Origin of the sequence: Streptomyces sp. NPDC057280, from assembly GCF_042668605.1 — a bacterium.
GTDB lineage: Bacteria > Actinomycetota > Actinomycetes > Streptomycetales > Streptomycetaceae > Streptomyces.
On sequence record NZ_JBHUYR010000001.1, the window covers coordinates 1489641 to 1514519 of the forward strand.

Below are 24879 nucleotides of genomic sequence, written 5' to 3' on the forward strand. Positions count from 1 at the left end.
CGAGGATCAACGATCACCATGACCGAGCAGCAGCTGCCCTCCTGGGCCGACCCGTCCGTCTCCCCCGCCGAGCTCGACCCGCAGGGCCTGTCGCGGCGCGGACTCCTGCGCCGTGCGGGCCTGTTCGGCGCCGCCTTCGCCCTCGGTGGAGCGGCCGTACCCGCCGCGGCCGCCGAACAGCGCCTCGGCGGCCACGACCCGCATCTCGCCTACCTCGTCGGCGACCACCACGTCCACTCCGTGTACAGCCACGACGCCAAGTACACGTTCTCCCAGCAGGCGCGGGCCGCCGCCAAGTACGGCCTCGACTGGATGGTGTTCAACGAGCACTCCAACTTCGGCCACGCCAACTACGGTGCCAAGCTGGAGCACGCCGAGATCGTCAAGGCCCGTGCGGAGAACCCGCGTCAGCTGATCTTCCAGGGTCTGGAGTGGTACATCCCGGCCGCCGAGCACTGCACGGTCTTCGCCGCGCCCGGCCCGCACGAGACCGACCTGCTCACCCAGTTCGAGCTCGCCTACGACGGCAAGCTGCTCGGCTACACCGACGGCTCCGCGACCGGCGCGGACACCGCCCGCAACGAGGCGCACGCCGTCAAGGCCATCAAGTGGCTGGCGGAACAACGCCGTTCGGGGTACGTCGACGACGTCCTCGTCCTCGCCAACCACCCCCTCCGCCTCGGCATCGACTCCCCGCACGAGATGCGCAACTGGCGGGACGCGGCCCCCGAGATCATGATCGGCATGGAGGGCGCACCGGGCGCCCAGGGCGCGGCGATCCCCGGCTGGCGCGGCGCGACGTCGATCCGGGGCGAGTACGAGAACAAGCCGACCGCCCAGTCCTGGGCGGGCTACCCGGCGGACGCCTACCTCACCTACGGCGGCTTCGACTGGGCGACGGCGACGGTCGGCGGCCTGTGGGACGCGCTGCTCGCCGAGGGCAGGCTGTTCACGATCACCACCAACTCCGACAACCACCGCACGGTCTTCGACACCTGGAAGAACGGCGACTGGCCCGCCGGCCAGAACTTCGACAACACCGGCAAGCTGCCCGACCCGGTGAACACCGACGTCGCACAGCCCGGCAGCGACTTCTGGCCCGGCGAGTTCAGCCGCACCCACGTCGGCGTCACCCGCTACGGCTACCGGGCGGTGATGGCGGGCCTGCGCGCGGGCCGCGTCTGGCTGGACCACGGCCATCTGCTCGACGGCCTCGACGTCCGCCTGAAGCGGGACTGCGACGCGGGCCGGGGCGTCACGCTCGGCGGCCGGCTGCGCGTCCGCAAGGGCGAGCGGATCAGCCTGTATGTGACGGTCACGACCGCGTCCCGCCCCAACCCCCAGGGAATCCTGCCGGAGTTGGCGCACGTGGACGTGATCCGGGGCGCGGTGCGCGGCCCGGTGACCGACCGGGACTCCTGGCGGGCCCCCGACACCAAGGTCGTACGGACGATGGACGTGAGCGGCCGGAAGGGGACGTACACCCTGCGCATCCCGCTGACCGCCGGGGACGAGTCCTTCTACGTCAGGCTGCGCGGCAGCGACGGCAACCGCCATGGTGCGGGCTACCTCGGCGCCTCCGTCGACTCCAACGGTCCGATTCCGCACCCGCCCGGGGACGGTGACCCGTGGGCGGATACGTGGTTCTATTCGAACCCCATCTTCGTCGACGTGGCGGGTGCCTGATGAGACGTCATCTCACTGTCCTGGGCTGCTTATTCGGTGCCGCCGTGCTGGGCACGAGCCCGGCGTCGGCGACCGGGGAGCCGGCTTGGGCCGAGACCGGTACGACGTACACCGACACGCTCGGCGGCGGGCAGGGGCTCGCCGCCCGGGCGGACGGCACCCTGCTGCACCGCGGACTGGCCGACATCCCGCTGTCCCTGCGCGTCAAGGGCTGGAACCACGTCGGCGACCCGGACATCGCGCACGGCTATGTCTTCGATGCCTACCAGGGCCCGGACACCGGCACGTCGAAGATGTTCGCGGTGACGACGCCGGCCGGGAAGCGCTACGAATACGTCCATCGCCTCAACCCCGGCGAGAAGATCAACAACTCCTTCGCGGCCGTGTCACCGGACGGCCAGTGGCTGGTGTCGGGCGAGTGGGGCGACCAGAACAGACTCCAGGTCTTCCCGACACCGGTGTTGAATGCGGCGACCCCACCCACGGGCGGCGCACTGGCGGAGGCGTGGCAGATCACTCTCGACAAGCCGGTACGCGACATCCAGGGCTGCGACTTCGTGACGGACACCCGCCTGCTCTGCGCCTCGAACGACGCCACGGGCACCCTGTTCCCGGAGATCCGCCCCCTCCTCCAGGTGGACCTGCCCCGCAAACTGGACGGACAGCCGATCACGGGCACGGTGAAGAGCCTGTTCGCCCTGCCCCGGCACAGCATCTGCACGGACGGCACCTTCGAGGCGGAGGGCATCGACTACGACACGCACACCGGCACGCTCCGAGCGGAGGTGATCCCGCCGGGGGTGTGCGCGGTGGCGACCGCCGTCCACTCGTACCGCCAGGTCACAGGCTGATCGGAGCACGGTACCGGCGGCCTGGCGAGCGGCCGGGAGAGGTACCGTGGGCCGCGTGACCACGGAAGAGTCGCTGCGGCCCCAGTCCCTCATGCTCACGTTCCTGGGCGACCAGGTGCTCGGGCGTGACGTCTGCGTGTACTCCGGCAGCGTCATCGATGTGTTCGCCCGCGTGGGCGTCGGCGAACAGGCGACCCGCTCCACCCTCACCCGCATGGTGAACCGCGGCCTGCTGCGCCGCCAGCGCGAAGGCCGCCGCATGTACTTCGGCCTGACCGAGCACTCGGAGGCGGTCCTGCGGGACGGCGAGCGCCGCATCTGGCAGACCGGCGCGGTGAACCGCCACTGGGACGGCACCTGGACCCTCCTCGGCTTCTCCCTCCCCGAGTCCTGGCAACGCCAACGCCACGACCTGCGCTCGAAACTCACCTGGTCCGGCTTCGGCCCCCTGTTCAGCGGCCTGTGGATCGCCCCCGGCGAGGTCGACGTCGCCGACCTCGTGGGCGAGCTGGGCCTGTCCGCCCACGTCAAGGTCTTCCGCGCCCACGCCGACGCGGGCATGGACATCGGCGCGATGATCGAGGAGACCTGGGAACTGCCCGAACTGGCGGCGCGGTACGAGGCGTTCGTAGAACGCTGGCAGCCGTGGGAGTCCCGGGCACCGGAGGCCGACGACGCGCTGGCGCAGCGGTTGCTGTTGCAGGCGGAGTGGCTGCGGGTGATCCGCCGCGACCCGCGCCTGCCGGTGAGGCATCTGCCGGACGACTGGCCGGCGGAGGGGGCGGAGAAGACGTTTCGGGGGGTGCATGAGCGGTTGACGCCGCTGGCCAGGGAGGCGGCGCGGCGCCTCATCGAGCTGGTTCCCGCCCACGGCTGACGGGCGCATCGCCTCGCGGACCGGCACCTCACAATGTCGCAAAACCCGCGCGCTCCGGGATGATCTGAGCTTCCATGGGGAATGGCCGTTGCACCGACACAGGGAATTCCGCAGTTGACGGGGGCTTTGAAGGGGGCCGCGGATGCGCACGGACGTGCACATGGGTGACGGACGACGATTAGCAGTCGAGGTGACCGGCGACCGCACCGGCTCGCCGGTGTTCCTGCTGCATGGCACTCCTGGTAGCAGACTCGGCCCTGCGCCCAGGCCCATGCGCCTGTATCACCAAAGAGTGCGGCTGATCACTTACGACCGGCCCGGTTACGGAACCTCCGATCGGCTGCCTGGTCGCAAGGTCGCTCATGTCTCGTCCGACGTCGCCACCATCGCCGACAATCTCGGTATCGACCGCTTCGCCGTGGTCGGCCGCTCCGGCGGAGGACCGCACGCTCTGGCCTGTGCCGCCCTGCTGCCCGACCGGGTGACCCGGGCGGCAGTGCTGGTCAGTCTCGCCCCGCGTGACGCGGACGGGCTCAACTGGCTTGAAGGTATGGCTGCTTCGAACATCCGCGAGTACACCAAGGCGCTGAACGGTCCCGACAAACTCGCCGCCAGTCTGAGGGAACGCTCGGTCGACATCCGTGCGGATCCACGCAAACTGCTGGCGCAGCTGCGCTGGGAACTCACCGAATCCGATCTGAGTGTGGTCGCCGACGCAGGCATCCGCGCGATGCTGGTACGCAACTACCTTGAGGCTCTCAGCGTGTCCGCAGACGGCTGGGTGGACGACGCCCTGTCATTCTGCAGCCCGTGGGGCTTCTCCCTTGACGACATTTCCGCGCCCGTACTGCTATGGCACGGCGAACAGGATGTCTTCTCGCCGGCCAGTCACACACGGTGGCTGGCCGAACGCATTCCAAGGGGCAGAGCCGTCCTGCATCCGGAAGCAGCGCACTTCGCATCGCTGCGTGTGCTGCCCGACGTCATGACCTGGCTCCTCGGCGGACGATCCCGGCTGACGACCGACCACACGTGAGGTCCCTGCAGGTCAGACGGCCGGCGGCTCCAGGTCCCGGTGGATGCGTTTGCCCTGGCGCACGCTCACGGTGTGCGGATGGTTGTCCCCGAGCCTCTGCGCCAACTCGGCATGTGCGCTCTCCTGAAGTTGATCGGCTTCCGGGATACGCCCCAGAGCACGCAAGGTGACGCCCAGATTGGCACGCGAGACGATGGTGTCCGGATGGTCGTGGCCCAACGCGGTTTGGAAGCCGCTGACCGCGACGCGCTCCAGTGCCTCGGCCCGGCGCAACTCGTTCAGCTCCGCGAGCACATTGGCCAGATTGACGGCGCAGGCCAAGCTATAAGGGTGCTCGTCGCCCAGCACCTCCCGCAGGATGGCGAAGTTCTCCTCCATCAGCATCAGCGCGCGGCGCACGTCGCCGGAACCCCGCATGAAAATGCCGAGGTTGTTGATGGCTGCCAGCGTCGCCGGATGACGCTCGCCGGGTGCTGTGCGATATTGCCGCACCACGTCCTGCGCCAGAGTCAGGGCTTCCTCGCGCGCGCCAGTGGCGTACAGATCGGTTGCGAAGTTCAGTGTGCAGTCCAGCACATCGGGAGTCGACGCCAGGGCGTCACGCAAGCGGTAGTGCTCGCGGGTCTGATGCGTGAGCAGTCGCGCCTCTTCCACCCGCCCGGCCTTGCGCAGCGAAACCGCGAGGCTCTTGGCTGTCCGCAGCGTTTCCGGATAGACCTCGCCGAACAGTTGCTTGTACGACTCCAGGCTGCCGTTCAGCAACGAGATCGACGACTCGTATTCGCCTGTCTCGCGCATGTCGCGTCCCAGATTCGTGATGCTGATCAGCGTGTGCGGGTGCTCGGCTCCGAGGTCGTTGCGCCGTAGGTCGTAGATCTCCTGGTCGACATCGCGGGCCTCGGTGTAGCGGCCCAGCAGCCTGAGGCACACAGCCCGGTTGTTGTTGGCGCTGAGGGTCCGCGGGTGGTCCTCGCCGAAGTTGTCCTTGAATCCGTTGTAGGCCTCGGTGGCCAGTTCCAGGGCGTCGTTGAAGCGGCCGATGCTGCCGAGATCCGTGGCCAGTCCGCTCGCTGTCATCAGGATGTGCGGATGCCCGGCCAGCAGCAGGGCACGCTGCTGGGAAAGAGTTTTCGACCCCAGTTCCTCTGCCTCGACGTACTTGCCGAGCGATCGCAGCACGTTGGCCTTGTGGAAGCCCAGGTGCAGCAACTGTGTTTCCAGTTCCGTGGCATAGCGTCGCTCCTCGGCAGATGTACGCTGCGCTCCGCCACCGAAGCGCGCATCCGCCGACCCTGTTACAGGGTTTCCTTCTGTGCGTTCACGTTCCTCGAGCGCGGCGGCACGCCCCTGGCTCTCGGCCAGCTGCTCCTCCCACAGTTCCCGAAGTTTGTCGGCAAGCGCGGAAGACGCGTCGAGGTCACCGCGCTTCCACAGGTAGCGAACACGGTCGATGAGCAGTTGCCTGGTTTTCGGCTCGTCGCAGGTGCTGGCCTCCGACGCCTCCAGATGCGGCCAGATCGCGGCGAATGTGGGCTGGTTCTCGGGGTCGTCGATGGGCTCCTCCCCCGAGGGTCGGGCACCGGCCAGGATGCGGTGCACGACATGCTTGGCTTCTTCCTGTTCCCAGGGCTTGAGCTGAGAACGGATCACCGCCTGCACCAGACGGTGCACCTGGATGGATTCGGTGGCCCTGTCCACCTTGGCCAGGGCGAACTTGCCGATCTCCCGGATCACCCGGCCCAGGACCATCTTCTCCTGCAACGACGGGTCCTTCTCGGCCAGGACGGTCGTCATCGCGTCGCCGTACAGCAGCTTCATGGAGATCGGTTCGGCAGCGAAGAAGGCGCACAGCTGCAGCAGACGCACGGCAGCGGGAGAACGTTGCTTCAGCCGTTCGATGGAGACGTTCCAGGTAGCGCCGACCGGTTCGGGGTAGTTCGTGGGCTGGCTGAGCGAGAGCACTCGCTCAGCCTGATGCTCGAGTTCGGCGAGGTAGGTGTCGACGGGCGTTCCTGTCTCTGCCAGCCAGGCACCGGCCTGGTCGAGGGCGAGTGGCAGGTCCCCCACCGCCGCGGCGACCCGGTCGGCGTCCTCGGCGCTGAGGCCCGAGGCTCGACGCAGCAGATGTTCGATGCTCTCCTCGCGCAAGAAGGGGTCGATCTCCAGGGCTTCACCATGCTGCAGCCAGGTCTGGTTGCGAGAAGTGACCAAGACATGGCCGGAGCCTCCGGGGAAGTGCTTGCTGAGCTCCTCCGGCTCGTCGGCGTTGTCGAACACCAGCAGCCAGCGCAGCAGTGAGGAGGACTGGCGCAGATGGTCGCAGACCTCCTGGGCGGCCTGGGCCACATCGTCGCCAAGCCTGAGGCCCAGCCTGCGTCCGAGGTCGGAGAGGGCCGAGACCACGAATTCGTTCTGCTCAGAGGGAATCCACCACACGAGGTCGTAGTCGGCAGCGAATCGATGCACGTACTCCAGTGCGATCTGCGTCTTGCCGACGCCGCCGAGCCCGTACAGGGCGTACGGTGCTGTGGAGCTGCCCGATGCGCTGCTGCCGAGCCCGTCGCGGAGCTTCTCCAGCAACGCGCTGCGGCCGGTGAACGAGGAATTGCGCGGAGAGATGTTCCAGAACTTGGGCGCGGTGTCCGGGAAGCGTGCATCGACGAGCGTCGAGTCGTCTGGCGACTCCGCAGCGAGCGGCGGCTTGCCGAGGGCCCTGAGCAGTGCCGAGGCCGCAACCCTCTCGTTGGTGCGCACCAGGTCGACCGAGGGTCGCTCACTGAAGCTGGGCATGGGACGCAGGTCACCGACCCGGACAGCGACGACTTGACGGCGGGCCGAGAAGGTACTGCCGGTGGCTGCGTCCCACACCTGGCGGGCCCGCGCAGAGCGCTGGAAAGCTGCTGAGAGCACGAAGACGGTGCGGTCGGCGGGTTTCTCGGCGCCGTCACCCTCGCAGCCGACGTACTTGCGCGACACCTTGAAGCCGGCCCCGGACAGGAGCACGGCGATCCAGTCAGCCCACATCCGGTCCTCGGACACGTAGCTGAGATGCAGGTCAGGAAGCGCCAGCCGGGGCCGGGTGAACTTCGCCGTGACCGCCTCGCGCTTCTCGTCGGGCATGCGCGGCAGCGAGATCACGGCCTGGTCGCTGATCACGCCGGTGAGCCGTTCGAACGCGGCCAGGAGGGAGGTGGCGTTGCCGGCCTCGTCGCCGAACGTGGCCAGCGTCTCCTCGTAGGCGTAGTAGGGCCGATAGGGGACCTCCACCGAGCCCCAGTACCCGGTGAGTTCATCCTCCGTCATGCCGGAGGGGAACCCGTCGAACTTCGCACGGGCCAGCGCGCGCCCCGCGTCGGCCTTCTCCTTCTCCCCTTCGTCGATGCGCATGGGAACGGGGAGGATGCGGATGCGCCGGCTGCCGAACCGGTCGCGGATGTCGTGGGCGACTGCGGCGGCGCCGTCGATGCTCTGATCGCTGAGCGTGAAGCAGTCGACCAGGAGATCGGGCAGATGGACGGTGCAGATATCAGCGATATCCGATAAGCCGGTGCGGCTGTCGATGAGGACGTAGTCGTAGTTGCTCCGCATGTCCTCGCGCAGCGCGTCGAAAAAGAGGCCCCCGCCCAGCTCGTCGTAGAAGTGATCCCAGTCGAAAGTGCTCACCAGCGCCGAGTAGTCGCGGTTCTGGCGTCCTGCGGACACCAGGTCGAGCGTGCCGGAATCGGGGAACGACCAGTCCAGAGAGACAGCGTGGGGCTGGATGCGGGCGTAGCCCCGGTGCCAGTCTGGTGCTCGTTCCCCCGCCCCGCCGTCAGCGTCGTCGGTGACCGCCCAGGCGTATTCCTTGAGCATGTCGATGACACCTGTGGTGGCGCCGACCGTGGACGGATCGAGGAACGGGTGGAAGAAACGATGCAGGCCCGGGGCCTCGAGGTCCCAGTCCACGACGAGGACGCGTTTGCCGTTGGCAGCCAGGATCCAGGCCGTGTTGGCGAGGGCCATCGTTCGGCCGGTGCCGCCTTTGTACGAGTAGAACGTGACGATGCGGCCCACGCGGCCGTCCTGTTCGTCAAGACTGCTCATCGCGGTCTTCCTCCTCGGCGTTCCGCAGACGTCCCTGGGACCGGCTGTCAAAGCTGTCGTTCCCGCGCAGCCGGAAGCGCGGCGTGCTGTCTCCGACCGGCGGTCGGGGCTGAGCCCGCTTGCGGTACTCGCTCTCGGCCCACTGCACGACATAGCGCAGCACGGCGTCGAACGCCGACGGGTCGGGGACGCCTCGCACCGCGGGTCGGCACACTTGCCGCCCCACCCGGATGCGACGCGTCAAAGTGGCCTCGGTCTGGGCGGCCAGCTCGAACTCGGCTTCGTCGCTGTCGGGATCGTTCTCGTTCCACGGCACGACCAGGCCGGTCAGGGGCAGGTCACTGCGATCGAACTCTCCGAGATTGTCACGGCGTTCGGCGTCACGTAACACCCAGCGGTCGAGGAGCAGGACCTCCGGCCCTTCGGCCGGGCGCGACGTGTGGTCGAACTCGCGCACGTCGGGGCGCAGGGCCAGATCCACGGCGATGTCGGCAGCGATCTGGGCCAACGGCCGCTCAGAGGTAGGGTGGTAAGGGTTCCAGTCCAGTGCCGAGGGTCCGTAGTAGTCGCGCGCTCTCCCCTCGGGCAATCGGTCCAGGGTCGCGGCTGCCACGCTGACGCGTAAAGTACGTCTGGTCGTCGAAGTCGTGGCAGAGGTGGCCGCGAAGGCGTCGTGCGCCGTACTGAGTCCGTTACGGCGGCCGGGTTGGACGACTACACTCTCGCCCACCGCGACTATTCGCTTGGCCAGATGGTGGATCGCCTTCTCGTAGTCCCCACGGAAGGACGTCAGTTTGGCCAGCCCGTAGAACCCGTTCTCACGATAGGCCTCCCCGAATTCCGGGTCCATGTACTGAACTCCCTTGACGCATTCCGGGAGTCGGTTGTCCGGGACGGGCGCCCAGAGGGCCGGCACCACCGCGCTGGGGGTGCTGAGCGGCCCTGGATTCCGGTGCCGCACCGTGCGGTTGCTGAAGGCGGTCCACTCCTTGCCGCACCACGAGCTGATGAAGTAGCGCGGTGAGTAGAGCGGCACGAAGACCCGGCAGCGCGCCAGCGAATAGTCGAGTTCCGCATTCCAGAGCTGCCCGGTCTTCATCGACCCGTCCATGAACCCTGGCATACCGGGATGGTCCGTCAAGTTGTCGATGCAGTCACACAGTTCGTGAAACAGGTCATGGACCCACAGATCCGGGTTGGTGCGACCGGATCCGTCCCGCGGCATGCGGGCGTAGCTGAGGAAGAAGTAGGGGACGGCGCCCCCTGGCGGTTCCGTCGGCTCCACGCGATCCCCCGATCCCGTCCCCTGTGCCGCAGGGGTGGACACTTAGTGTAAGAACCCAGCCGCGATTTGTGACGTGTCTGTGGAAGGACGGATACGGCGGTTTCCGGCCAGCCATCCGGTGGCGAACTCCACCGCCGCGCCGAGCGGGAAGAGCCGGGCATGCGTGGCACCGACGCTGCCACCGAGGATGACGGGGGAAGACCTCTTCGCGTCGTCCTTCTCGAACTCGGCTCCGAGCGCACCGAAGTCGCTGTCATCCAGGTCCACGTCCTCGTACGACGTCCAGCGCCGCACCCCGTCTCGCAGCACCACACACCGGTAGGTCCGCTGCGGCGGGGCGAGAACCCGGTATTCGCCGAGATGAAAGGCACTGCACACCTCGAAGCCCACACCGAGCAGGAGCACCTGCGCCCCGGCCGCGTCCAGGCTGGCGAGCGGGGACCGCTCCCCGAGGTGGCAGTCTTCGTCGTGCACGGCCAGCAGTTCCGCCGCGCTGGCGCCCACAGCGGCGAACGACGTCTGCGGGTGTGTGCTGCGGGCCCGGCCGGGAGCGCAACGCACCGCTTCTGCCAACCGCCCCATGCCCTCGGAAGGAGTGCGGTTCACCTCGAAGGGCGGCATCTGCCTGCGGTACGCCCCGAGTTGATCCACCGCCATGTTCCGGGTGCGGGCCCGATAGGCGGGTGAGGTGTCGGAGTTCCCCGCAGTGAACGTCGGGACGACGACGGTCCCCTCCTGGCCGACGGCCCGACGCAATGCTTCAAGGACGGTCTCCGGCGCGGCGCCCACCCTGCGCAGGGATGCATGGACCAGCAGGACGGCCCCGGGCCGGACGCCCAGTGCCTCGAAATCCTCGGCGAGCGAGGCCGTGTCGGTCACAGACTGCGCCCCACACCGTCGACGAACCGTCGCCCCAGCGCAGTCAGCGCATCGGCGGCCACCAACTCCTGCAACAGTGCCCGTGTACGCCCCACCGCTCCCGGGTCGCCCCGGAGCATGTCGGTAGCCGCACGGGCGTAGACGTCGGCAAGCAGCGCTCCCGTGCGAACGTCCGATTCGTCGTAGAGCTCGCACACATCGAGCAGAGCGTCCAGGAGACCGAGCCGGTATCCGCGCACCAAGTCCTCGGCGACGAGGGCCGGGTCGGAGGTCAGGCGGACGGCCAGCCCCGTGAAGCCTCCTCCTGGCGCGGGGTAGGCCGTGCCCGGTGTGAGCGGAGTGATGACGCGAACAGCCTGGCTCATTCCGGACGCGGCTGCGGGCACGTCCCTGCGGATCAGCGCCCAGGCCGCTGGAAGCACACGTCGCCGAAGTTCTTCCTCGCCGTCCGTCGGCCCTTCGGCGGACGGAGCGTCGTAGGAGTGCCGGAATGGATCGGCACGGTCCACCACGACGTCGAGCGTGTCTGTCCGTACGCGGCGCAGCGGCTCCCAGTCGGGGCCCTGGAGATGAGCCCTCGTGAGCTCAACCGTGTCGGCTGCGAAGCGGATCCGCAGTCTGCCGAGACCCGGCAGCTGAGCAAATCCTCCTTGAACCGGTACGGTCACCCGGTCCACGGCTCCGGTCGGCAGCGCCACGGCCGCCACGAGCGAGGCGAGGTGGTCGGCGGAGGCCGTGCCGTCGAGGCATCGCACGGCCCACGAGCGTACGTAGGGGGAGGACAGGAACTCGTCCAGAAGCGCGCCATGATGGCTTGCGAGGTTCGAGGCGCTCTGCCACGCCTCGGACCACAACTCACCGCTGGGGACGCCGATTTCATGATGGATCCGGGTCAACAGGTCGCGGGCCACGTCGCTCCGCGTCCGCAGGAGTCCCTGTTGCCCGATGCCGTAGTCGCTGCCCTCGGCCAGGGCGTCGAAGCCGCCGATGGGACGGTCCGCACCGGCCTCGGTCCGGGAGTCGATGGAGTAGATGAGTTCCTTGAGGTCGGCGCAGTAAACCGACGGGTTGTCAAACCCGGTGCCGTCCCCTCGATGCCGGTGTGCGAACAGCCCACCACCGCAGGAGCGCCTCACGGGACATGCGCGGCACTCCGCGCACAGACCGTCCAACCCCCGTTGCCTGGCAGCGAACCCAGGATGCTCCGCCACCTCGTCAAGACTGTGACGGAAGACGTCCATGCCGGTGAACGGAGCCCCGTCGAACGCTGTCTTCAGTGAGTCTGCCTGCTCATAAGACCCGTCGGTCTCGACCACGACCACATCAGCCGCGTCAAGTCCCACCGCCTCAGTCAGGCTGGGACCCCCGCCGAGGGTGCTGACGATGGAGTCGAACAGCCGAACAGGCATCGGGCAGTGCTGCCGAGTCCAGTGATCATGGACGGTGAGGAGCCAATCGGCATAGGGGGTGGCGACATCGTCGGGGCGCAGCGGGGGGTCGTCCCACGTGCCATGGGGAAGAAGGAAGTCGATGCGCGGGGGGCGCAGGGCGGCCAGAGCGTCATAGACGGCGACGGGATCGTTGCGCACGTCGACGGTGCACAGGATGCCGGCGAAGAGGTGCCGGTAGCGGTCCTGATCGAGCAGTCTGATCGCCTTGAGAACCTTCTCATGGCTGCTGCGGCCGTTCGTGAAGACCCTGAAACGGTCATTGGCCGCACGGTCGCCGTCGAGAGATACCCCCACCTTGACGTCGAACTCTGCGAAGAGCTCCAGATGCCGCTCGTTGAGCTGTACTGCATTCGTGTGAATACGCAGATCGAGATCGCACAGGCCGTGCAGAGCCGCAGTGAGTTCCTCGCAGATGCTGCGTAAGCGGCTCGGGCCGGCAAGCAGCGGCTCGCCTCCGTGCAGAATCACCTGTACGGAGGCGAGCTCGTGCTTCTTGGCATGCTCCGCCAGCCGGAGAGCTGTCCAAGAGATCACTTCCTGCGAGATCACCTTGGGCTGGGAACTCCAGCTCTGGTCGGCGTGCTCGTAGACGTAACAGTGCCGACAGGCTAGATCGCACCTGCTGTGCACTTTCCACACGAGTTGCCGGAACGGGACGGTCAGACCGGTCATGACGGAGTATGCGGTGCGCTCAGATGGCCGACTGGAACGTCGGCCCCGCTCCTGTGCGTGCCTGCGTGGACGAGAGAGCGCGCCGCACACCTCGGACACTCTTGGGGTTGTACGGAGCGTCGAGGAGAGACACGGTCTTACGAGCCGGGGCAAGCATCGGGATGCCGGCGGTGGCTCTTGTTGGAACAGTCACGTTAATCCCTGGTCAGGAGAGGTGAGGTGGAAGTTACTGAATGGCCGCGTGGTGGAGGGGCGGCAATCATCCAGGCAGAACGGTACAGCCGAGGGAGCCCTCGCGAGGCCTAAACTATGCCCCCGGCTGGGTGATGCGGTAGGCGTAGCGGATGACAATCCCTCTTACCCTAACGGCCAATCCTGACAAGCACCTGGCGGAATGCCCGCCCGGCGCCACTCCGCCCTCAGGCGTAGAACCGCGACAGACTCTGCAACACCGCCGCCGGCTTCCCCCCGCCCTCGATCTCGATCGCCCCGTCGACCGTGATCTGGACTCCGCCCGGCACGTCCTCGACGTCCGCCAGTTTCGCCACGAGACGGATGCGTGAGCCGACCTTCACCGGCGACGGGAAACGGACCTTGTTCAGGCCGTAGTTGACCTTCGTCGTGACGCCCTGGACGTCCAACAGCTCGGTGAACAGCGGGATGAACAGCGACAGGGTGAGGTAGCCGTGGGCGATCGGGGCGCCGAAGGGGCCCTCGGCCGCGCGCTGCGGGTCGACGTGGATCCACTGGTGGTCGCCCGTCGCGTCGGCGAAGGTGTCGATGCGGTCCTGGGTGACCTCGATCCACTCGCTGGTGCCCAGGTCGCTGCCGGCCAGCTTCTTGAGTTCGTCGAGGCCGTTGACGGTGATGCTCATGAGGTTCCTTCGCTGTTGCCGTACCGGGTACGGACACGGGACTTGAGGAGCTTTCCGGAGGCGGTGCGCGGCAACTCGGCCGCGAGGACCACCGACTTGGGGATCTTGTACTTGGCGAGGCGGCCGGAGAGGGAGGCCAGTACCTCGTCGGGGTCGAGCGAGGCGCCCTCGCGGGGGACCACGACCGCCCGTGGCACCTCGCCCCACTTGTCGTCCGGTACGCCGATGACCGCGCACTCGACGATGTCGGGATGGGTGAGGAGCAGGTCCTCGATCTCGGCGGGGTAGATGTTCTCGCCGCCCGAGATGATCATGTCCTTGATGCGGTCGACGATGAAGACATAGCCGTCCTCGTCGACACGGGCGGCGTCCCCGCTGCGGAACCAGCCGTCCGTGAAGGACGCGGCCGTCTCCTCCGGCAGACCCCAGTAGCCGGGCATGACGTGCGGGCCGCGGACGACGACCTCGCCGGTCTCGCCGACCTCGACCGGCGCCATGTCCGGTCGTACGACCCGTACGTCGCTGAAGAAGTGCGGCACGCCCGCCGAACCGGTCTTGCCCACCGCGTGCTCGGCGTCCAGGAAGAGCGTGCCGGGGGCGGCCTCCGTCATGCCGTAGCCCTGGAGGAAGGTCAGGCCGCGTTCCTGGTAGACGCCGATCATCGAGGTGGGGACCGGGGAGCCGCCGCAGGTGAGGATGCGGAGGGAGGAGAGGTCCGCGTCCGGCCAGCGCGGGTGGCGGGCGATCTGTTCGAACATCGTCGGGACGCCGAACATGAAGGTGATCCGGTGGCGTTCGATCAGGTCGAAGGTCGCCGACGGGTCGAAGGCCTCCACCAGGACGCACGTTCCGCCCTTCAGGAGGACCGGGAGCGTGAGCATGTTCAGGCCCGCCGTGTGGAACAACGGGGCCGAGACCAGGGCGCGTTCGTCGGCGATCAGATCGTGGTCGACGAGGACGTTGACCGCGTTCCAGGTCAGGTTGCCGTGGGTGAGCATCGCGCCCTTGGGGCGGCCGGTCGTGCCCGAGGTGTACATGATGATGCAGGTGTCGTCGGGCGTCACCGGCTGGTCGATCGGCTCTGCGGAGGACCTCGCGAGCTCCTCCTCGTACTCGGTGCCCACCTCCACGTACGCCCGTACGTCCGTGTCGCCCGGCAGGCCCGCGACCAGGCCCGTGTACTGGGGGCCGTAGACGAGCGCCTTGGCGCCGGAGTCGGCGAGCTGGTACGCGATCTCCGGGCCGGCGAGGCGGATGTTGAGCGGGACGAAGACCGCGCCGAGGGTGCCCGCCGCGAACAGGGTCTCCAGGTAGGAGGGGTGGTTCGGGCCGAGGTAGGCGATCCGGTCGCCGCGCCGGACGCCCCGGGCGCGCAGGGCGTGCGCGAGGCGGGTCGTGCGCTCGTGCAGCTGGGCGTACGTCCAGGTCGTGTCGCCGTGCACCAGAGCGGTGCGGTGCGGGGTCTTGCGGGCCCGGCGTGCGGGCCACGACCCCAGTCCCTCGTTGCGCATCTACGGCCCCTTATGGCTTCGTCAGCCCGAGCAGGCGGGCGGCGTTCTCCTTGAGGATCTTCGGCTTCACCTCGTCCTTGATCGACAGCTTCTCGAAGTCGGCGAGCCAGCGGTCGGGGGTGAGGACGGGGAAGTCGGAGCCGAAGAGGACCTTGTCCTTGAGCAGGGTGTTGGCGTACTGGACGAGCTGCGGCGGGAAGTACTTCGGGGACCAGCCGGAGAGGTCGATGTGGACGCCCGGCTTGTGGGTGGCGACCGCGAGGGCCTCGTCCTGCCAGGGGAAGGACGGGTGCGCCAGGATGATCTTCAGGTGCGGGAAGTCGGCCGCCACGTCGTCCACGTGGAGGGGGTTGGAGTACTTCAGGCGGATGCCGCCGCCGCCCGGGACCCCGGCGCCGATGCCGGTCTGGCCCGTGTGGAAGAGGGCGATCGTGCCGGTCTCCTCGATGACCTCGTAGAGGTCGTACGCCACCGAGCGGTCGTTGGGGAAGAAGCCCTGGATGCTGGGGTGGAACTTGAAGCCCTTCACCCCGTACTCCTCGACCAGGCGCCTGGCCTGCCGGACGCCCGCCTTGCCGCGGAAGGGGTCGATGGAGGCGAAGGGGATGAGGACGTCCGCGTTGGCGGCCGCCGCCTCCGCCACCTCCTCGTTGGGGACGGGTGCGGTGCCGGTGGCCGACTCCGCGTCCACCGTGAAGATGACCGCGGCCATCTTCCGCTCGCGGTAGTAGGCGGCCGTCTCCTCCAGCGTCGGCTTCCGCTTGCCCTCGACCTTGAAGTAGGCGGAGGAGGCGTCGTGCAGGTCGTCGTCGAGGGAGGAGTGGCCCTTCGACGACACCTCCGCGTGGGTGTGTACGTCGATGGCGACCAGCTCGTCGATGTCCATCACGCCTCCGGCAGCTTCGGGGCCGGGATGCCGACCGACTGGAGTTCGGCGCCGACCGAGGTGGGGAAGGCGTCGGCGAGGGTTTCCGGGGTCCAGCCGCCGTCGGCGTACGCCGTCTTGATCTCCTGCGGATGCGACCAGAGTGCCACCTTGTCGCCACCGATTCCTATGGCCTGCCCGGTGATGCCGCGGGCCGCCTCGGAGGCGAGGAAGGGGACGAGGGCCGCGCAGTCCTCGGGGGTGCCGAAGCCCTCGCCCTTGCGCAGGAAGTCGGGGAGCGGTTCGCCGTTCCTCATGGCCTCGATGTACGGGGCGAAGGCGGGGATGGTCTCGGTCATCGCGGTCGCGGCGACCGGCACGATCGCGTTGACCGTGATGCCCGCGCGGCCCAGCTCCATGGACCAGGTACGGGCCATGGCGGCGATGCCGGCCTTGGCGGCGGCGTAGTTGGTCTGGCCGAAGTTGCCGCGCTGGCCGGCCGGGGAGCCGACCAGGATCAGGGAGCCGCCCTCGCCCTGCTCGCGCATGCGGACGGCGGCGGCGCGGGCGCAGGTGAAGGTGCCCTTGAGGTGGGTGGTGATCACCGCGTCGAAGTCGTCGTCGGTCATCTTCCACAGCACCTTGTCGCGCAGGATCCCCGCGTTGGTGACCAGGACGTCGAGCCGGCCGAACTCCGTCACGGCCCGGTCGACCAGGCGCTCCGCCGCCTCGGTGGTGCCGACCGGGACGACCTCGGCGACCGCCGTGCCGCCGGCCTCGGTGAGGGACTTCACGGCCTGCTCGGCCACCGCCTCGTCGACGTCGTTGACGACCACGGAGGCGCCGTGGGCGGCGAGGGCGTGCGCATAGGCGAGGCCGAGGCCCCGGCCGCTGCCGGTGACGACGGCGACCTTGCCGGAGAGATCGATGCTGGGCACGGGGGAGGTCCCTTCACGAGCTGATGCGGGGGACGCGCCCGGGAGGCGCGTCGCTGCGGCTTCGAGATCGAAGCTAAGAGCAATAATTGTTGACGTCAATAGTTGTTGGTGACCGACGGGTGCGTCATGCTGGAATCTGCATGCCGGTACCGCGACCCAGGGAGCCCGCCATCACTCGCCAGCACGCCACCCCCAAGCCCATCGACGCGGACGAGCCGTGGATGCGCGGGCTGCACGCGGACACCGGCTATCTGCTCTACCGCCTGGGGCTCCGCTCGGGTCAGCTCTTCAACACGTTCCTCCAGGAGTCCGGGCTGCGGCTGCGGCACTACGCGGTGCTGCGCTATCTCGCCGGTTCCGCGGGCGCCCTCCAGCGGGAGCTGAGCACCCGGCTCGGTTACGACCCGAGCGCGATCGTCGGCCTGGTCGACGACCTGGAGAAGCTGGACCTCACCGAGCGCCGGCCCTCCCCCGACGACCGCCGCAGCAAGATCGTCGTCCTCACCGAGAAGGGCCGCGCCTTCCTCCGCGACACCGACGAGGCGGGGCGGCGGGTGACCAACGACCTGCTGGAACCGCTGGACGCCGAGGAGCGCGACGCGCTGCACGCGCTGCTGCTGAGGATCGCCGACCAGCCATGACAGGCCAGTCGAGGGTCCGCTCCCACAGGGGCACCCCCACCGCGCCCGACCGGCTGCTGTCCGTGCTCGGCGCGTTCGACCACCAGCACCCGGCGCTGAGCCTGACGGACATCAGCCGCCGGGCCGGGCTGAGCCTCACCACCGCGCACCGGCTCGTGGGCGCCCTCACCGAGTGGGGCGCCCTGGAGCGGGACGAGTCCGGCGTCTACCACGTGGGCCTGCGCCTGTGGGAAGTCGCCGCCCTCGCCCCGCGCGGGCTCGGACTGCGGCAGACCGCGCTGCCGTACCTGGAGGACCTGTACGAAGCGACGCACGAGAACGTGCAGTTGGCGGTCCGGGACGGCGGGGACGTCGTCTACATCGAGTGGCTGTCCGGGCGTTCGTCGGTCGGCGTGCACATCAGGGTCGGCGCCCGCTGGCCGCTGCACGCCACCGGCGTCGGACTCGCGCTGCTGGCCCATGACACCCCGGAGTCCCAGGAGCGGTACTGCGCGGGGCCCCTCGCCTCCTTCACCCCGTACACGATCACGGACCCGGCACGGCTGCGCCGGGTCCTGGCCGAGACCCGGCGCACGGGGGTGGCGGTGAGCGACCGTCAGGTCACCGACGACGCGCTGTCGGTGGCCGCCCCCGTGCGCGGGACCGGCGGGGCGGTGGTGGCCGCCGTGTCGATCGTGGTGCCCCAAGTCGACGCGCAAGTACCGGTGTTGGTGCCGGCGGTGCGGGTCGCTGCGCGCGGGATATCGCGGGCGTTGGGGTGGCGGCCGGAGAAGTGAGGCCACCCATGACCCACCCCATGACACCCCCGCGGCGCGCCCCGTACGGCATCCCGCGAGGCTCTAGCAGTTGCCGGTCATCACCCGCCCCGCGAACCGCTCCCCCAGCCACGCCACCACGTCGTCGACCGCCTGCGGATCACCCAGCAGATGGTCCCCCGCGTACGCCTTCCAGCGCGTCTCGACCCCCGCGTCGCAGTACGCCCGCCGCGTGCCGTACCCGGTCTCCGCGGGGATGACCTCGTCGAGGAGGCCGCGGTACTGGAGGACCGGGAAGCCGATCTCGTAGCGCGCCCCGGAGCCGGACGGGCCGATACCGACGCCGAGTTGGTTGCCGTCGACGAGTTCGCCCCAGGTGGTGCCGTCGGGGCCGCGCAGGGCGTAGATGTCGGCCAGGGAGAGGTGGTCGGTGGTGTAGTTCTCGATGCGGGCGCCGACGAACTGGGCCACCGTGCCGACCGCGCACAGGGACTTGACCTTCGCGATCGCCTTGCGGCCCCGGTCGTTGAGGAGTTCGTCGAAGGGCATCTCGGGGTGGGTGACCGACAGGCCGATCACCGCGTCGACGAGGAAACCGGCGAAGCCACTGCCGTTGAGCTGGGTGCCGACCTGCTTGAGGTCGCCGGGAACCCCGCCCGAGGCCACGCCCGCCATCTTCAGCTCGGGCGCGTAGGAGGCAGCGAGCTGCGCCGCCCAGAGGCTGCCGGAGCCGCCCTCGGAGTAGCCCCACAGACCGACCTTCGCCTGTGCGCCGACCCCGCTGCCCGGGACCTTGGAGGCGACGCGGGCCATGTCGAGGACGGCGTGACCGGCGTCGAGGCCGGAGACGTACGGGTGGACCTGTCCGTCGAGGTAGCCGACGCCGTCGGTCGCGGCGACCGCGTACCCCGCCTTGAGGAGGGCCGCGATGTTCGGGCCCTCGTAGGCGTCGACCCACTCGCCGGCGAGCTGCCTGGAGAAGGCGCACTGCGGGCCGATGCCGAGGGTGCCGGGCGCGAAGGAGACCAGGGGGCGGGCGCCGGGCCCGGTCCACGGCTCCTCCGGAACGGCGACGGTCCCGGCGACGGCGATGGGCCTGCCGTGCGCGTCGGTGGAGCCGTACTGCACCTTCCACGCCTTCAGGGGCGTGCCGTCGCCCACCATCGGCAGCGCGGAGACGGCACGGCAGGCGATGACCGTGCCGGGGGCCGACGGCCGGGCCGGCGGCCGGTAGATGTCCGCGTCGGCGGCGGTGCAGACGCCCGGTGTCCCGGCCTCGGCGGTGACCGCGGGTCCCGCCAGGGCTCCCCCGAGCAGTACGGCCGCGAACCCCAGCAACAGCGGCTTCCGTTTCCTCTTCACCTCAGAGCGTCCCTTCTGTGCGGTGAATGGGAGCCGTGAGGTTACGGACGCGTAGGTAAGCACTGATAGTTAAACGAGGACGAACCGGAGCGGCCGTGACTGCGCCCCGCTGACTAGCGCGCGGATATCCCTCTCACCGGCGAGGCCGCGCCCCGGACCGCTCGCGATACTGGAACGGCCCCTGCCCCGAGGAGCCGCCGATGTCCGCTCACCCCTGGTTCGCGCCGCTGGTCAAGCGGGTGCGTACGGCGAATCCCTACGTCGTCGACACCGCGCTCGCCGCCCTCGTACTGTTCGCCGCCTCGCTCCAGTGGATCTTCCCCGACGAGGGGGACGACCGGCTGACCTGGCAGGGCTGGCTGCTCGGCGCGGCCACCGCCGTGCCCCTGGTCTGGCGGCACCGGGCGCCGTTCGCGATGGCCTGCGCGGTGTCGGTGGCCACCCCCGCGCAGGCGCTGTACCACGCGCCGCCGCCGGACCTGATGTACGGCGGGTTCGTGGTCCTCTACACCATGGCCGCCCTCGGCACGCCGTGGCAGCGGCGGTTCATGCTGGTGGGCTGGACGATCGGGGTCACGCTCGTCATGACGCACAAGGAGAGCCCGGAACCCTTCGAGTACGCCTTCCAGTTGATGAGCGTGGCCTGCGCCTACGCGTTCGGTGTGCTCGCCCGTGTCCAGCGTGCCTACACCGCCGAACTGGAGGACCGGGCGCGGCGGTTGGAGCGGGAGCGGGCCGCGGACACCGCGCGGGCGACGGCGCAGGAGCGGGCCCGGATCGCCCGGGACATGCACGACATCCTGGCCCACGCGGTGAGCCTGATGGTGGTGCAGGCCGAGGCCGGGCCGGTGGTGGTGCGCAGTGATCCGGCGCGCGCGGAGGCCGCGTTCGACGCGATCGCGGGGGCGGGCCGGGACGCGATGGCGCAGTTGCGTCGCATCCTCGGCGTCCTCAAGGAGGAGCAACGCAACGGGACTTCACCGCAACCCGGCATCCGGGCACTGCCGGCGCTGGTCCGTCAGGTGGGTGAATCCACCGGCCTGCGGGTGAGGTTGAGCACGACGGGTGAGCCCCTGCCCCTTCCGCCGGACACCGACATCGCCGCCTACCGGGTGGTCCAGGAGGCCCTCACCAACACGGTCAAGCACGCGTACGCTTCCTCCGCGACCGTCGAACTCGACTGGGCGGAGGAGGCGTTGACACTGACGGTGACGGACGACGGACGCGGTCCAGCGGGTTCGGGACCCGGCCACGCGGGTTCCGGATTCAGCCCCGCGAGTTCGGGACACGGCCACGCGGGTTCCGGATTCAGCCCCGCGAGTTCGGGACACGGCCACGCGGGTTCCGGGTTCAACCCCGCGAGTTCGGGACCCGGCCACGCGCGGCCGGGTGGTGGGCACGGGCTGATCGGTGTCCGGGAGCGGGCGGCCGCCTGCGGCGGCGAGGCTCATGCCGGGCGCGGCCCGGACGGTGGCTTCCGGGTCGTCGTACGGCTCCCGGCCGGAGACCGGCAGGCGGCCCTCGGGTGAGCATCCGGGTGGTCGTCGCCGACGACCAGGAACTCGTGCGCAGCGGCTTCAGCATGATCCTGGAGGCGCAGACGGACATCGAGGTCGTCGCCGAGGCCGGGGACGGCGCCGAGGCGGTCGCCGCGGTGCAGCGCCACACGCCGGACGTGCTGCTCCTCGACATCCGCATGCCGGTGATGGACGGCCTGGAGGCGGCCCGCCGGGTGTGCGGGCAGTCCGCGTGCAAGGTCGTCATGCTGACCACGTTCGACCTGGACGAGTACGTCTACGAGGCCCTGTACGCGGGTGCCAGCGGTTTCCTGCTCAAGGACGTGCGCCGGGACGACCTGGTGCACGCCGTGCGCGTCGTCGCCGCCGGGGACTCACTCCTCGCGCCGGCCGTGACCCGCCGGCTGGTCGCGGACATCGTGCGCCGCCGCCGGGAGGAGGCCACGGTCGAGGTCACCCCGGACCGCCTGGACGTGCTGACTGCCCGCGAGGTGGAGACGCTGCGGATGCTGGCGCGAGGGCTGTCCAACGCGGAGATCGCCACCACGCTGTTCGTCAGCGAGCACACCGTGAAGACCCATGTCAGCAATGTGCTGAGCAAGTTGGGGCTGCGGGACCGGGTGCAGGCGGTGATCTGCGCCTACGAGACCGGGCTGGTGACGCCGGGTTCCGCCTAGTCCCCGAGTTGGTCCTGGTCCCCGAGTTGGTCCCCGAGCTCCTCGAAGAGTGTGAGTTGCAGCGAACCCGGAGCCTCCAAGCGGGAGTTGAGGGAGTTCCAAGGGGTGCGGGTCGGCTCGGCGAGCACCTCGGCGCCCGCTGCGGCCAACCTCGCCGTCGCGGCCGTGGAGTCGCCGACCTGGAAGGCGACGCGGATGTGCCCGGCGACCCGGCTGCCGACCTCCACGTCGTCGATGAACGCCGCATGGTTCGGATCGGTGATCTCCAGCGTGGCCCGACCCGCCTCCAATATGGTCACCCGGCCGTCGGGCGAGGAGAAGGCGGCGCGTTCGGGCAGGCCGAGGACATCGCGGTAGAAGCGCAGCGCCTCGTCGTAGTCGTCGGCGGTGACGACGAGGCGGAGTTCACGGACGGCGGGCACGTCGGACATACGGGCTCCTTCACGGGCACGGGCGCTGGCGCTGGCGCTGGCACTGGCACTGGCACTGACATGGAGGGCAACTCTCCTACCCGTCCGTTCGTTCCTCCCTCTGAGGAGTGAGACCGGCGACTTCCTCCCCCGTACGACCGAGCCCCGGAAACCGCTCCCTCCGGCGATCCGGCGCCACCCCCTCCCCCGCGAGCCTGAGGGCATCAACCGACGCCTCGCCGGGAGGGACCGTGCTCTCCACACTCGCCCGGACGGCCACACGCCGTCCGCTCACCGTCATCGCCCTGTGGGTGCTCTTCCTGCTGCTCGGCTTCGGGCTCGGCACCGGTGTCTTCGGGCGCCTGTCGGACAACGTGCCCGAGGTGCCCGGCACCGAGTCGGAGGCGGCCGCGGAGTATCTCGACCGGGTCGACCCGTCCGGCGACTCGATCACCGCCGTCGTCGAGGGCACCGCCGTCACCGACCCCGCGCTGCGGACCCAGGTCGAACAAGCCGTCGCCGACGTACGGAGGATCGCCGGGGTGGCCGCCGTACCGGACCCGTACACGACGCCCGGTCTGACCGCCGAGGACGGGCGGGCGCTCCTCGTCCCCGTCGCCCTGAAGGGCGGTCTCGACGACGACGCCGAGGAACGGGCCGTGAACGACGCGGCCGACCGCATCAGGCAGATCGACGCGCCCGAAGTCCACGTCAGCGGTGGCCCGTTGCTGGGTCTCCAGATCGGCGAGAAGGCCCAGGAGGACGTCCGCAACGCGGAGTTGATCTCCCTGCCCGTGGTCCTCGCGCTGCTCCTCGTCGTCTTCGGCGGGCTGCGCTCGGCCGCGCTGCCCCTCGTCATCGCGGTGAGCGGCATCGCGGGCGCGTTCCTGGCACTGTTCCTGTTCAGCTCGGTCACCGACATCTCCGTGTACGCGATCCAGGTGACGACGATGCTGGGGCTCGGACTCGCCGTGGACTACGCCCTGTTGATGCTGGTCCGCTTCCGCGAGGAACGCCGCAGGACCGAGGACGTGGTGGAGGCCGTGCACCGTACGGTCGCCGCGGCCGGGCGGACCGTGCTGTTCTCCGGGCTCACCGTGGCGGTCAGCCTGACCGGGCTGCTGGTCTTCCCGAGCGTCTTCCTGCGCAGCATGGGCCTCGCGGTGGCCGCCGTGGTGGTCGTCGACATGCTCGCCGCGGTGACGCTGCTGCCGGCGCTGCTCGCTCGCTTCGGCCGGAAGATCCCGCCGGCGAAGGACCGGCCGGAGAGCGAGGAGGGCCGGGTCTTCGGCCGCCTCGCCCGCTTCTCCGCGCGCAATCGCGTCGCCGTCCTGGCGGTGATCGTCCCGGCGTTGCTGGTGCTCGCCCTGCCCGTCACAGGCATGCGGATCAACGTCGGCGACGCCCAGCAACTGCCGTCGAGCACCGAGGCACGGCAGCTGTACGACACCGTCGACGCCCACTTCCCACCGGGTACCGGCGTGTCCACGGTCACCGTCGTCCTCAAGCCCGGAACCGACGCGGGCACCGCCGACCGCATCCGCTCCCTGTCACCGCGCGCCGAGTCACGGGATCTGCCGAACGGCACCACCGTCGTGGAGCTGCCGCCGGCCGGCAGCGCGGACGGGGACGCGGCGACCGGCCTGGTGAAGCAGGTCCGTGAGCTGCGCGGGGACGCTCCGGTCGAGGTCACCGGCCCCGCCGCCCGCCTCGTCGACTTCCGGGCCATGCTCGCCGACCGGGCGCCCTGGGCCGCGCTGACCGTGCTGGCCGGCATCTTCGTCCTGCTGTTCGCCTTCACCGGCTCGGTGCTGATCCCGCTGCGCACGATCGCGACGACGCTGCTCAGCCTCGGTGCCGCGCTCGGTGCGGTGGTGTGGGTGTTCCAGGACGGGCACCTGGCCGGGCTGTTCGGCGCCGAGGGCCTCGGGGCGCTGAGCCTGACGGCACCGCCGCTGATCATCGCGATCGCCTTCGGCCTGGCGATGGACTACGAGCTGTTCATCCTGGCCCGGATGCGGGAGGCCCGCCGGGCCGGCGGGGACGAACAGGAGGCCGTGGTGACCGGCCTGCGCCGTTCGGGGCGGGTGGTGACCTGCGCCGCGCTGCTCCTCGCGGTCGTGTTCGGTGCCTTCATGACGGGCGGCTTCTCCCCCATCCTCCAGATCGGTCTGGGGCTCACCCTGGCGGTGCTGATCGACGCCACCGTCGTCCGCATGCTGCTGGTCCCGGCGACGATGACGCTGCTCGGGCGGCGGGCGTGGTGGGCGCCGAAGCCGCTGCGGCGGGCGCATGACCGGTTCGGGCTGAGGGAGGAGGGGACGGCCGCGCCACGGGTGCCGACCAACGTCTGACGGGGGGGTGCGAGGGGCCCGTCTTTTCAAGACGGGCCCGGTAAGCAGGACCCCGGTTTTCAGGACGGGCCCCGTTTACCGTGCGGCGGCTACAGTCTCTTTCATGAGCGGGGATACGGGGGAACGGCCCACGCGGCCGTGCAAGTGGTGCGGT

At 69.6% G+C, this 24879-nt stretch carries 19 protein-coding genes; 9 read left to right on the forward strand and 10 right to left on the reverse strand.

Translation table 11 applies throughout. From position 1 onward, the window contains the following. Positions 1 to 18 precede the first annotated feature (18 nt). The 4 genes from ACFUO4_RS06855 (at position 19) to ACFUO4_RS06870 (ending at position 4450) form a co-directional block, all read left to right on the forward strand. Positions 19 to 1686, forward strand: a complete 1668-nt coding sequence (locus ACFUO4_RS06855) for a histidinol-phosphatase (RefSeq protein ID WP_383480551.1) — start codon at positions 19 to 21, stop codon at positions 1684 to 1686. Beyond that, positions 1686 to 2537, forward strand: a complete 852-nt coding sequence (locus tag ACFUO4_RS06860) for a hypothetical protein (protein ID WP_383480553.1) — start codon at positions 1686 to 1688, stop codon at positions 2535 to 2537. The genes ACFUO4_RS06855 and ACFUO4_RS06860 overlap by 1 nt, the downstream gene beginning before the upstream one ends. Before the next feature lie 55 nt (positions 2538 to 2592). After that, on the forward strand, positions 2593 to 3414 hold the full coding sequence (locus ACFUO4_RS06865) for a PaaX family transcriptional regulator C-terminal domain-containing protein (RefSeq protein WP_383480555.1): 822 nt from the start codon (positions 2593 to 2595) through the stop codon (positions 3412 to 3414). 142 nt (positions 3415 to 3556) lie between these two features. Then, positions 3557 to 4450, forward strand: coding sequence for an alpha/beta fold hydrolase (locus ACFUO4_RS06870; RefSeq protein WP_383480557.1), 894 nt, complete (start codon positions 3557 to 3559; stop codon positions 4448 to 4450). 12 nt (positions 4451 to 4462) lie between these two features. Here ACFUO4_RS06870 and fxsT read toward each other — a convergent pair whose 3' ends face one another. The 8 genes from fxsT to ACFUO4_RS06910 all read right to left on the reverse strand — a co-directional run bounded on the left by fxsT (position 4463) and on the right by ACFUO4_RS06910 (position 17009). Then, positions 4463 to 8533 carry an FxSxx-COOH system tetratricopeptide repeat protein gene (fxsT, locus tag ACFUO4_RS06875; RefSeq protein WP_383480559.1) on the reverse strand — a complete coding sequence of 1357 codons (4071 nt, stop codon included), beginning with the start codon at positions 8531 to 8533 and terminating at the stop codon, positions 4463 to 4465. Next, complete coding sequence (locus ACFUO4_RS06880) at positions 8520 to 9818, reverse strand: TIR-like protein FxsC (protein WP_383480561.1); 1299 nt, start codon at positions 9816 to 9818, stop codon at positions 8520 to 8522. Before ACFUO4_RS06880 ends, fxsT begins: the two co-directional genes overlap by 14 nt. Positions 9819 to 9860: 42 nt before the next feature. Beyond that, on the reverse strand, positions 9861 to 10697 hold the full coding sequence (locus ACFUO4_RS06885) for an aminoglycoside N(3)-acetyltransferase (RefSeq protein WP_383480563.1): 837 nt from the start codon (positions 10695 to 10697) through the stop codon (positions 9861 to 9863). Continuing rightward, positions 10694 to 12820: an FxsB family cyclophane-forming radical SAM/SPASM peptide maturase gene (locus tag ACFUO4_RS06890; RefSeq protein ID WP_383480565.1), complete on the reverse strand. Its 2127-nt coding sequence runs from the start codon at positions 12818 to 12820 to the stop codon at positions 10694 to 10696. Before ACFUO4_RS06890 ends, ACFUO4_RS06885 begins: the two co-directional genes overlap by 4 nt. 419 nt (positions 12821 to 13239) lie before the next feature. Further along, positions 13240 to 13695 carry a MaoC family dehydratase gene (locus ACFUO4_RS06895; RefSeq protein WP_383480567.1) on the reverse strand — a complete coding sequence of 152 codons (456 nt, stop codon included), beginning with the start codon at positions 13693 to 13695 and terminating at the stop codon, positions 13240 to 13242. After that, positions 13692 to 15206, reverse strand: coding sequence for a long-chain fatty acid--CoA ligase (locus ACFUO4_RS06900; RefSeq protein ID WP_383480569.1), 1515 nt, complete (start codon positions 15204 to 15206; stop codon positions 13692 to 13694). The genes ACFUO4_RS06895 and ACFUO4_RS06900 overlap by 4 nt, the downstream gene beginning before the upstream one ends. Positions 15207 to 15216: 10 nt before the next feature. Next, positions 15217 to 16092 carry an amidohydrolase family protein gene (locus tag ACFUO4_RS06905; protein WP_383480571.1) on the reverse strand — a complete coding sequence of 292 codons (876 nt, stop codon included), beginning with the start codon at positions 16090 to 16092 and terminating at the stop codon, positions 15217 to 15219. After that, positions 16092 to 17009: an SDR family NAD(P)-dependent oxidoreductase gene (locus ACFUO4_RS06910; RefSeq protein WP_079307735.1), complete on the reverse strand. Its 918-nt coding sequence runs from the start codon at positions 17007 to 17009 to the stop codon at positions 16092 to 16094. The genes ACFUO4_RS06905 and ACFUO4_RS06910 overlap by 1 nt, the downstream gene beginning before the upstream one ends. Positions 17010 to 17149: 140 nt before the next feature. Here ACFUO4_RS06910 and ACFUO4_RS06915 point away from each other — a divergent pair, with 140 nt between their 5' ends. Beyond that, the gene (locus ACFUO4_RS06915; RefSeq protein ID WP_079307737.1) at positions 17150 to 17650 is read left to right on the forward strand and encodes a MarR family winged helix-turn-helix transcriptional regulator; all 501 of its coding nucleotides are present in this window, start codon (positions 17150 to 17152) and stop codon (positions 17648 to 17650) included. Then, positions 17647 to 18426 (forward strand): IclR family transcriptional regulator, encoded by a 780-nt coding sequence (locus tag ACFUO4_RS06920; protein ID WP_079307739.1) that lies wholly within the window; start codon positions 17647 to 17649, stop codon positions 18424 to 18426. Before ACFUO4_RS06915 ends, ACFUO4_RS06920 begins: the two co-directional genes overlap by 4 nt. 63 nt (positions 18427 to 18489) lie before the next feature. Here the strand turns inward: ACFUO4_RS06920 and ACFUO4_RS06925 are convergent, their stop codons facing one another. Next, the gene (locus ACFUO4_RS06925; RefSeq protein ID WP_383480574.1) at positions 18490 to 19767 is read right to left on the reverse strand and encodes a lipase family protein; all 1278 of its coding nucleotides are present in this window, start codon (positions 19765 to 19767) and stop codon (positions 18490 to 18492) included. 200 nt (positions 19768 to 19967) lie between these two features. Here ACFUO4_RS06925 and ACFUO4_RS06930 point away from each other — a divergent pair, with 200 nt between their 5' ends. Together ACFUO4_RS06930 and ACFUO4_RS06935 are read left to right on the forward strand one after the other, a co-directional pair. Continuing rightward, positions 19968 to 21296: a sensor histidine kinase gene (locus ACFUO4_RS06930; RefSeq protein WP_383480576.1), complete on the forward strand. Its 1329-nt coding sequence runs from the start codon at positions 19968 to 19970 to the stop codon at positions 21294 to 21296. Then, positions 21293 to 21961: a response regulator gene (locus ACFUO4_RS06935; protein ID WP_383480578.1), complete on the forward strand. Its 669-nt coding sequence runs from the start codon at positions 21293 to 21295 to the stop codon at positions 21959 to 21961. Before ACFUO4_RS06930 ends, ACFUO4_RS06935 begins: the two co-directional genes overlap by 4 nt. Here the strand turns inward: ACFUO4_RS06935 and ACFUO4_RS06940 are convergent. Further along, a complete protein-coding gene (locus ACFUO4_RS06940; protein WP_383480580.1) occupies positions 21958 to 22392 on the reverse strand; it encodes a VOC family protein in 435 nt (144 codons plus the stop codon). The genes ACFUO4_RS06935 and ACFUO4_RS06940 overlap by 4 nt on opposite strands. Before the next feature lie 230 nt (positions 22393 to 22622). Between ACFUO4_RS06940 and ACFUO4_RS06945 the strand changes: the two genes are divergently transcribed. After that, positions 22623 to 24725: an MMPL family transporter gene (locus tag ACFUO4_RS06945; RefSeq protein WP_383480581.1), complete on the forward strand. Its 2103-nt coding sequence runs from the start codon at positions 22623 to 22625 to the stop codon at positions 24723 to 24725. Positions 24726 to 24879 lie beyond the last annotated feature (154 nt).